The sequence below is a fragment of the Deltaproteobacteria bacterium genome (genome assembly GCA_018668695.1).
Lineage (GTDB): Bacteria > Myxococcota > XYA12-FULL-58-9 > XYA12-FULL-58-9 > JABJBS01 > JABJBS01.
In genome coordinates, this window is record JABJBS010000381.1 from 1 (window position 1) to 10,197 (window position 10,197).

The 10,197-nt window shown below is 49.0% G+C and carries 9 protein-coding genes; 6 read left to right on the forward strand and 3 right to left on the reverse strand.

The features are described 5' to 3' along the window. The 6 genes from HOK28_22160 to HOK28_22185 all read left to right on the forward strand — a co-directional run. Positions 1-157, forward strand: a 157-nt coding sequence (locus HOK28_22160) for a hypothetical protein (protein ID MBT6435811.1), incomplete at its 5' end; no start/stop codon positions are given. A gap of 179 nt (positions 158-336) precedes the next feature. After that, complete coding sequence (locus tag HOK28_22165; GenBank protein ID MBT6435812.1) at positions 337-2,775, forward strand: glycosyltransferase; 2,439 nt, start codon at positions 337-339, stop codon at positions 2,773-2,775. A gap of 46 nt (positions 2,776-2,821) precedes the next feature. Then, entirely contained in the window at positions 2,822-3,862 is a 1,041-nt protein-coding gene (locus HOK28_22170) for an XcbB/CpsF family capsular polysaccharide biosynthesis protein (GenBank protein MBT6435813.1), read from the forward strand. Between the two features lie 250 nt (positions 3,863-4,112). Then, positions 4,113-4,889 (forward strand): ABC transporter permease, encoded by a 777-nt coding sequence (locus HOK28_22175; GenBank protein ID MBT6435814.1) that lies wholly within the window; start codon positions 4,113-4,115, stop codon positions 4,887-4,889. 22 nt (positions 4,890-4,911) lie between these two features. Next, on the forward strand, positions 4,912-5,655 hold the full coding sequence (locus HOK28_22180; protein ID MBT6435815.1) for an ABC transporter ATP-binding protein: 744 nt from the start codon (positions 4,912-4,914) through the stop codon (positions 5,653-5,655). Positions 5,656-5,667: 12 nt separating this feature from the next. Further along, on the forward strand, positions 5,668-6,654 hold the full coding sequence (locus HOK28_22185; GenBank protein MBT6435816.1) for a glycosyltransferase: 987 nt from the start codon (positions 5,668-5,670) through the stop codon (positions 6,652-6,654). Between the two features lie 6 nt (positions 6,655-6,660). Here the strand turns inward: HOK28_22185 and HOK28_22190 are convergent, their stop codons facing one another. The 3 genes from HOK28_22190 to HOK28_22200 form a co-directional block, all read right to left on the reverse strand. Further along, positions 6,661-7,128, reverse strand: coding sequence for a RidA family protein (locus HOK28_22190; GenBank protein ID MBT6435817.1), 468 nt, complete (start codon positions 7,126-7,128; stop codon positions 6,661-6,663). Positions 7,129-7,155: 27 nt separating this feature from the next. Then, complete coding sequence (locus tag HOK28_22195; protein MBT6435818.1) at positions 7,156-9,237, reverse strand: M3 family metallopeptidase; 2,082 nt, start codon at positions 9,235-9,237, stop codon at positions 7,156-7,158. Between the two features lie 304 nt (positions 9,238-9,541). Beyond that, on the reverse strand, positions 9,542-9,904 hold the full coding sequence (locus HOK28_22200; GenBank protein MBT6435819.1) for a hypothetical protein: 363 nt from the start codon (positions 9,902-9,904) through the stop codon (positions 9,542-9,544). Positions 9,905-10,197 lie beyond the last annotated feature (293 nt).

Sequence of the window (10,197 nt, forward strand, 5' to 3'; positions counted from 1 at the left end):
CCAGTATATCCAAGAACAAGCAGCGGATATCATGGTCATGGGTGAGGATTGGAAAGGCAGGTTTGACGATATGAACGAATATTGCAAAGTCGTCTACCTTGAGCGTACACCATCCATTTCCACGACTGCCCTTCTGGAAGTTATTCGTAGACCCTGAAAAGGCCCCCAACCGCTCCACCCAAAAAAAACCAAACATCGAGCGGGGCGAGGCGCTTCAAGCTCACGGGCGCCTCACAACTGCCGACTATTGAGTCGTTTTTTTTAGACTCCATCGATGTTGACACGTGACTGCAAGGGGTTTACGCCCAATTCTCAATTTAGCAAGGGGTTCACTTTATGCGCATTTGCTTGTTTACGGTCTCACTGAACCGCCAAATGACTGGTATCGATAAGGTTGCGGTCGAATTGGCAAATGAAATGGTCAAGCGCGGACACGAGGTGAGTTACATATCGCATCCCGGCGGCTACCAAAGCGAACGGTTGGTACTCGATGAAAGCGTCACTCGCTACACGGTGAACCAAAACTACAGCAACAAGACCATCAAACTGCTCAAGAGCATCATCACCAAAGATAATCCTGATGTTGTGTTGCCCATGGTAACCAATTCTATTGTAGCTATTTTTGCCAACGCACTCTGGAAAACCGGCATCCCTCTCCTCATTTCGGAACACAACAATCCAGAATACTATCTCGACAAATGGTGGAAACTAGGTCGTAACTTCGACGAACGCCTCAAGACCAGATTTATTCTTTTTAATGCAGCAGATAAAATTCACCTTCTCAACGAGAGCTTTAAGCAGGACCTCCCTGCATTTCTTCACGACAAAACTGTGGTCATTAAAAATCCCACGCATCCAAGTAAACCGGTTGAACAAGTCCAATCGTTTCTCAATCGCAAGAAAGAGCTTATATGCGTTGGCCGGGTTGAGAATTATCAGAAAAATCTTCTCTGCCTCGTAAGAGCCTTTGCCACGATCCACGAAGAATGCCCAGACTGGTCTCTCAGAATTGTCGGCACTGGACCCTCAAGCAAGTTTCTTGCCCAACAGGCGGCAAAGTTTGGAATCGCCGACAAAGTTATCTTTCATGGTCAAACCGACACACCGGAAGAACTTTATTCCCAAGCCCAGATATACTGCATTCCATCTCGTTTCGAGGGGTGCCCGCTTGGACTTATTGAGGCCATGTCACACGGTCTACCCGCTGTTGGATTCGCAGAATGCTCAGGCGTCAATGAGATGATCATAGATGGTGAGACGGGACTTCTCGCCAACGGTATGGCAAGCGACTCTTTTGCTGAACAACTGCTTGCCCTTATTCATGACGACGACCTTCGCCTCTCCTGCTCTGAAAAGTCCACAGAGGCTTCTAAGAAATACTCTCCCGACGCGATTTATGACCAGTGGGAAAAAGTCATTATAGAGACGGCACAGCTGAAAGGTAAAACGAAACTCACTTCGTTTGAGCCAGTCGACGACCAACTTAGATATGACGTGGGTCTCTCCGAGATATTAGAGCAGAATATCTTTTGGAGATACTTCCCCAACTCGGACACCTATAAAAAGAAATATAAAGAGCTCGTTGGATCTCGTTCCTGGAAAGCTGGAGCGGTTCTAAGATTCATGAAGAAGCAGAAGGTGAGAGTAGCCGAGGTTGGCTTAGTCACATCACTCATCGACTCAAGCGAGTATTTTTTCAACCACGCCTATAAAAACAACAAACTGATGACGCGCATGACTTCGAAGCTGAGAAGTGATGAAGTCGTCGGTATCGACATTCCTAATTTGACAGATGTCCAAGATTTGCTCCAGGACCATGTTCAAGGGAAGTTCCTCCTAAAAAACCTAGAGTATGGCATAGCCAAAGAGTTGCGAATCGGTAGCGCAAAGGTCATCGTTTCCGGGGCCGGTGCGGCGAAAACCCAGTTTTCAGCAGGAGCCAAACGAGTTGAGATTTGGCACGCCGCTGGAGCGGTCAAAAGTTTCTCGAGTAAGGGTTACCGCCAAATAAAAAATGATTACGTTATTTGTGCGCCCTCCGAACATGTAAGAGGACTCTATGCAAAATTCTACGACGTCAAAGCTGAACATGTCCGAGTAACGGGCGTTCCAAAGACAGACCTGTATTTCGACCAAGATGAGATGGCGAGACGAAGAGAAGAATTCTTTAGCCAATATCCAGAGTTTAAGAACAAGAAAATCTACTTTTACGCTCCGACCTTTAGAGGCGTTTGGTCCAAGAAGGTCAGCCTGGACCTTGAATTAAACTTTGAAGAGCTCGCTGCAAGTCTCCACGACGATGAAGTGCTCATTACCAAACTACACCCTCGTCTACTTGAGAACAGCGGCGTCACTGGCAACTTAAGCGGGATTTCGAAGAGCCAAGGCAAAATCGTAAATCTTTCAGACTACAGTGCTGCCAGCCTAATCATTGCAGCCGATGTCGTCATTTCAGATTATTCTTCGCTTATATTTGAAGCGGTCTTGGCTCAAAAGCCTCTGATTTGTTACGCCGAGGATATAGACCGCTACGAGCACGACCGTGGATTTGGACTGGATTACCGAGAAGAGATGCCTTGCCCAATCATCGAGGAACCGTCGGCACCCGTGCTTTTGAGCGCACTTCGAGGCGCATCAATCGATCAGGAGCGATATGCCACATTCACGGCTAAATTCTTGAGTGCTTGCGATGGCAATGCATCGAGCCGGGTCATCACGGTAATCGAGGAGCTATTGGGTAAACCGCTTAAAGAGTCATCCAGTGCTCTCATATAGCGCAAGAAGTAACCCCTAGAATTAGAAGCATCAACACGAGACTTATGTGACCAACTCAACATCAACGCTCCACCTTTCTCCGGAACAAATACGGCAACCCATTGAGTTTGCACTGCCAACTCAGACGGTCCTGGTCGACAGGTCAAAGGTCGGTGTAGATGAGACTCAACGCTTAAAGCACAACCTGCTTGGGCTGGCCCGTTCATCAGAACACGTCAGAAGTTTCGTGTCGCATCTGTCGAATAAGGGATTCTTCCTCGTCGACCATGCCAATGGCGTTTCCCGCTTCGAACAGCTTTCTGACCACTCAACCTTTGCTCAATTCTTCAAGGACGACTCGCTCCAGATCCGCAACGGTATGTTTTACAATATTGAGAAGCCTTCGCTTAACGTGGGTGCACCCCGCCTTCTTGTGGTCTTTTCCTCAATCGCCGACTACCCGTTAAACGCAAGTATCTCCCGCAGAATGTTCTTTAAGAACTTTCCAACAATCGCCAAGTACATCCCCAAAAACACCTATATTCTGCGTATCGCCGATATTGGCTCGGTACTTGGTAGCTTCTACCTCAACAGTAACTTCGACTCAGATTTTACCGGTAAAACACAAAATCTCATTCAAGCCATTGCCAAAGAACTCAGTGTTCAAAATTCCGATATCGTTTTGTACGGCGCATCCAAGGGTGCCACGGGTGCCTTCTATCATGGCGTGACCGGCGGTTATGCTGCAGTAGCTGTGGACCCAATCGTCTCCGATAAATACTACCTTCACGAGAAAAAAGACGCGCACTTCGTTGAGGGGAATTTCCCCAGCTACAAAGAAGCCGTATTCTCAACTTTGCTTAACAAGGTTGAGCCCCGTAGTCCTATTCACGTCATCACGTCGCCAAGCTCTGAGCAGTATGAATACATCGACCAGTTACTTTCAAGTCATCGCGATAATCGGTCACTCATGCTCTATCGCTTCTCGAATCCCAATATTTCAACCCATACAGATGTTGGTCCGCAAACGATAAACTTCGTCACGGCCATGATTAACAACCTCTTTTATGGAATCGAAAGTAAGGGTTCACAAGATTACGCCTGCTAAACGCTAAAAGACCAAGACACATGCGCTGGCTGGGATATCCTCAAACCTCGATCTTACGCATATTGGGCCAGGCCATGATTCCCTCCTACCCCAGACCGCAATAAGCATAGATAAATCAAAGAGATAGAATTAGCATACCGTCTCTATGCGAGTTCTACTGGAGGAACCATCAAGTCTTTTGAGACAGCCTTGTCCTCTCTTGACAGAGCCATGCAGGTCTTGCATACGAGCATCAACTAATAAGGCTCAAATGTTTAAGCTTTTCAAAGAATTGTATGATTATCGTGAGTTGACGCAGTACTTAGTCGTCTTGAATCTGAAAACACGCTACCGCGGCAGTATTCTTGGTTTCCTCTGGACACTTCTCAATCCACTTCTACTTATGCTCGTCATGTGGGTGGTCTTTTCTCGGGTCGCCCGGGTTGAAGAAGACAACTACGCACTCTTCTTGCTCTCGGGGCTCATCGTCTGGCTATTCTTCTCTCAATCCATCGAAGCCGGGCTTAATAGCATCATCAAGCAACGCAGTTTGATGCAGAAAATCTACGTCCCCAAAGTGGTCTTCCCGGTTGCGGTGGTCACCTCGAATCTCGTGAATCTTCTTTTTGCCTTGGTCGCATACATCATCGTCGCACTCCTAAGTACGGGAGGACTCCCATCGACCATTTTCTTGCTGGTCCCTGCACTGCTTATGCTCTACCTCGTGGCCCTTGGCAGCGCCCTTCTTCTGGCAACTCTGAATGTCTTCTTTCGAGACTTTACCCACCTTACCTCTGCGGTCCTAAGAGCTCTTTTCTATCTGACGCCTGTGATTTACCCGCCGGATCTATTCGGTGAGCAGGCTGCCATGTATCTAAAGCTCAACCCAGTATATTATCCCGTTATTACAGCTCGAGACGTCCTCTATTATGGGAAGATACCCACGGCAGACGTTTGGCTGATAGGATTCGCCAGCAGCCTCCTCATCCTGGTAATCGGTGCAACCGTCTTTATGAAAAACCAGAAAAAGTTTGTCTTCTATGCTTGATATTGAACCGTCTAAAAATGCGATGGCCATCGAGTGCCAAGGGCTTGGTATTTGTTATCGCCAGTACAAAGAGAAGATAGTTACGCTCAAAGACGCATTCGTTGGTCTCTTTCGCGGAGCAGGCTATACCGACTTCTGGGCTCTTAAAGAGATAAACCTCACGATTCCCCAAGGCGAGTGTGTGGGGCTCGTGGGTTTCAATGGTTCAGGTAAGAGCACGCTTATGAAAGCCATCGCCGGAGTGCTTCCACCGGCCGAGGGCACCATTCATACCACAGGGCGTGTTACCCCGCTCATCGAGCTTGGAGCAGGTTTTAATAACAAGCTAACGGGTCGAGAGAATATCTTCCTTAACGGCGCCATCATGGGTTTTAGCCGCAAGCAAATGGAAGCCAAATTCAAGAGCATTGTAAAGTTCTCAGAACTTGAAGACTTCATTGATGTTCCCCTTCGGAATTACTCTTCCGGTATGCGCACTCGCTTAGGGTTTGCCGTGGCATCGGATGTAGACCCCGATATATTACTCCTGGATGAAGTTTTTGCAGTTGGTGATGAGAGCTTCAGACAAAAATGCAAAACTCGTATGGATGGCTTTTTTAATTCCGGAAAAACAATCGTCATCGCATCACACGACTTAAATATGGTTCAGCAATACTGCAGCCGCCTCATCTATCTACGTAAAGGCGAGCTTCGTGCCGACGGCGTTCCAAAGGACGTTCTCAAGGTGTATCGTGAGGATATTGCCGCAAATAAGAAAGCCAGCTAGGCCCCTAAGCCCATGGTAAGCATCACCGTCATTATCCCGGCTCGCAACGCTGCTGCCTTTATACAAGAGGCAGTTGAATCCCTCCAAAATCAGACTTTCTCAAACTGGGAAGCTATCATCATCAACGATGGGTCAGACGATGAAACCGGTCATCTTGCAGATATTATAAACGAAGCTGAAAGCAGAGTTCATGTGGTTCATAAGCCCATTTCCCAGGGGCTCTCCGCAGCGCGTAATACAGGGCTAGAACTTGCCCAGGGTGAGTTTATTCAATTCCTTGATGCCGACGATAAACTGCTTCCACACAAACTTGAGACTCAGCTAGCCTATCTCGCCGCCCACCCAGCATGCGATATGGTTTGCGGATCCGGACAATACTTCGATACTCACGGCCCAGTTCCAACGGAATACCCACCACCGTTGGGAAGTGCCCTGGCAACCTTATTGACCCGCAACTACATCTTGGTCAACGCTGCTCTCACGAGGAAGAGTGCCATAGAAAATGTCGGCCTCTTTAAGGAAGCCTCTTCTACACGGCTCCCTGTTTACGGGTGCGAAGACTGGGATTTTTGGCTACGCATTGCCATAAATGGCGGGCAAATACACTGGCTTGACTCTACACTGGTGCATAACAGGTGGCATCAAGCCAATATGTCCAAAGAGACTTTGCTCATGCAACGTTCGTATGTTTGGGTTTTAGAAGAGGCGGAGCGAAACCGGCCCCTACTCTCAAATTGGCATCAAGCACTTCTTACAAGCCAGCTCTTCTGCCGGCGGGCTCTCTATGTCCTGGCACTTTTTGAGAGCGGTGACTCCGAGGAGGCCAAACAGGAGGCTAAGATCTGCGCAGAACAATCAGCTGGAATGGCCAAAGCCTTTTTCCTAACGCAATCCACATTCGGGCAACCGCCTATCGGTGAGCCGATGCAGCAATGGGCATGGTCACTCATCCCACGACTGACCCGCCGACTGGGCCGTATTGCCACAGCTCAGCTCTAAGCAAGCCTACTCAATCTCAAACACGCCGTCGATTTCCACCGCCACGCCAAATGGCAGATTGGCGACCCCAACCGCTGAGCGTGCATGACGCCCAATCTCACCAAACACTTCAATCATAAGCTCTGAAGCCCCGTTGATGACATGAGGCTGCTCTACGAAGTCAGGTGTGCAGTTAACAAAACCATTAAGCTTCACCGCTTGACGAACTCGGTCCAAGTCGCCCCCGCAAGCTTCTTTAAGCTGCGCAATTACGTTGGTGGCCACCAGCCGAGCACAGGCCTGACCTTCTTCCACAGTATAGTCTTTGCCAAGCTTACCCTGGTATTCAAACTTACCCTCAACCATGGGCACCTGCCCCGCAACATAAACGAGGTTGCCTGTACGAACCGTTGGCACATAATTGGCCGCAGGCTTGGCAGGAGGTGGCAATTCAATTCCAAGCTCTTTTAAGCGTGCTTCTATTTTTCCAGACATGTGAAACTCCTTGTTGGACGAGAGCGTTTAAAGCAATCCGTTATGACGCTTGAGCGCCTCAGTCGACGGCTCACGGCCGCGAAAATCGAGGAATACATCCATTGGGTGACGGCTGCCGCCTTGGGCCAACACTGTGTCGCGGAACTTGTTACCCATGGTCTTAATGGCCGCATCGTCTTCAAGCCCGGCATCTTCAAACGCTGCAAATGCATCCGCTGAAAGTACTTCAGCCCACTTGTAGCTGTAATAACCAGCCGAATAACCACCTGCAAAGATATGCCCAAACGCACACTCAAAATGGTCTTCTGGCAAAGGCGCAAGCACTGTGGACTGGTCCACTACGCGCTTCTTAACCTGAACCACCGTCTCTTCCCCTTCCGGGTCGTACCGGTGATGAAGTTCCATATCGAGGTGACCAAAATAAATCTGACGCAGCATACCCGAACCTGCTCGGTAATTCTTTGCAGCCAGGAGGCGGTCGAATAAATCTTTAGGCAACGGTTCATCTGTCTCAAAATGCTTCGAGAAACCCATCACTGTTTCTTCGTGGTAGGTCCAGTTCTCCATAAACTGGCTGGGCAGCTCCACAGCGTCCCACTCTACACTCTCGATACCGGCTGCCTGAGCAATATCAACAGTGGTGAGCATGTGCTGCAACCCATGACCAAACTCATGAAATAGTGTTTCCACTTCACGGTGACTCATCAGTGATGGGCGACCGCCAGCTGGAGGGGTCTGGTTACAAGCTAAAATTGCTGTTGGTAACCGGATGCTTCCATCTTGCATCGGTGCACGGCCAAAGAGGTTGTTCATCCATGCTCCGCCGCGCTTATCCGCCGGCCGAGAATATGGGTCGAGATAAAAGTCCGCGATGTCATCGCCCTTGGCGTTCCGGATTTTGAAGTAACGAACATCTTTATTCCACACCTGCACATCACCATCGGCCGCAACCACATCGATATCAAAAAGACGCTTACTGATAGCAAATAACCCTTCCAGCACTTTAGGGAACGGGAAGAAAGGCCGCAGCTCTTCATCGGAGAGGTTGTATTCCTTCTCACGCATTCGCTCGGCCCAAAAGCCAACGTCCCAGTTGGTAAGCTCGAGGCTTTCATCACCTGTGGCTTTGCGTGCAAAGGCAACCAATGCCTTGTGGTCTTCTTCAGCCTTTGGTTTAGCGGTTGCTCGTAGCTCTTCAGTGAGCTTATCTACCGCCGCTACATCCTCAGCCATTTTGGTAGCCAGTGAGATTTCCGCATGAGAGCTGTAACCCAATAGCTTAGCTTTCTCGCGCCGCAGCTTCAAAATACTGTCGATCCGTGGCTGGTTGTCCAGCTCTCCAGTGGAGGCAACTGAAATCATCACACGGTAGACGGTCTCGCGAAGCTTGCGGTTCTTACAATGCATCATAAAAGGACCCGACACTGGATAGTCGAGGGTTATCCGCCATGGTCCTGCGTCTGCTGTTGCGGCGTCATGTCCATTTGCTTTAGCCGAGGCGGCTGTCATTTCCAGAAGCGTTGCAGGAAACCCTTCAACATCGGCCTTATCCGTAAGAATCAATTCATAGGCTCTACGGCTATCAAGCACGGTATTGGAAAAGCTCGTCGCTAGCTCCGCCAAATCTTTTTGAATGGCATTAAAGCGTTCTTTAGCCTCGCCCTCTAACGAAATGCCCGAGAGCTTCATGCCCAGGAGTTCTTTTTCGACCAGTCGTTTCTTCGCCGGCTCAACGCTTGCCCAGCCTTCGGATGCCACCATCGTTTCAAGGGCTTTGTACACTGCTTCGCTTTGACCAAGTGAAGTAAAGAACTCCACCACAGATGGCTGCAGCTCTTCGTACACCTTACGCAGCTCATCGCTATTACGCACACTCATCAAGTGCCCAGTGATGTGCCAAGCAAACCCAACTGGCTCTAAGAGATTTCTCTGGCGCTCAAAAATGCCATCCCAGGTGGGCTCGATATCGGCTTCAAATGCGGCGAAGTCTTTCTTCGCTTTTTCTAAAAGAACCGGTACCGCCTCCGCAGAATGGGCTGGTGTAATCTCTTCAAAGCGCGGGTGAGCGTGGTGATCGAAGAGTGGGTTTTCTGAGGTTGTTTGCGTCATGTGGTGCTCCCGAAAAACAATTGATTGGAGGTGATAACGGGATTTTTAGGGAATGGCTAGGGAGGTATTAAATGTTGAAATGATTAAGTTTTTTTGAATCATAACGGCTTTAAGAAAAGCCTAAGTACTAAGAAAGCCCTTCGACTGCGTCAGTCCGCTTGTTGTTGGACGAACCCCTGCAGGATTTGGGGTCCTCCAGGGCTCGTTTTCAGGCATCGATAAGTAGGAAATGACGAAGGACCTCAAGCTTAGTGAGTAGCCGATTTAAACCATAAGCATGAACCGGCCACTCCCCGACGAAAGCTTACTCTCCGTTCCAGACGCAGCCACAAGTCGCGCTATCACCGGAACTCGAATACATGGACATACCGTAATTGTCGCCAAGGCCGTCGCAACAACTTGAACATGAGTCCGAATCGGTGGCGTCTGCACAAGATGTGGTATCCCATTTCGCACAGCCGCACTCTTCACTGGACATCATCGCGGTATCAAAATCATTTCCGGTACAGCAAGTGCTGCATGCATCCAAGTCTGCCTGTCCATCAACGCAACTTGTGTCGAAAGAATAGCCGGCCGTGAATGCGTCTGTAATTGCGTCCGCAAGACTTCCGCACCCAAAAATTCCAACGACCATAAGAACACCAAGAGCTAATTTAACGTTTTGCATAATAGATTCCTTTTAGTGCCGAACATCGGCGTTTATGTGCAAAGAGAGCCTAAGTCAGTTTGTTCAAAGATACAAAGAATCACGTCCTTTAGAGACGGCACGTCAACTCACCCAGATATCCCCGCATCTTTCTCGGCGGTCGATATGTTCGGGCCAAAAAAAAGAGGCCCTAAGGCCTCTCTTCTCTTTACCAGCTAGATTTAGGGGGATTAGCCAGCCATTGGGTTTAAAACGTAGGGAGAGTAAATCGTTACTTTGCCGTCTTGTGGCGTAGGGAATGTCCACTTGCTTAC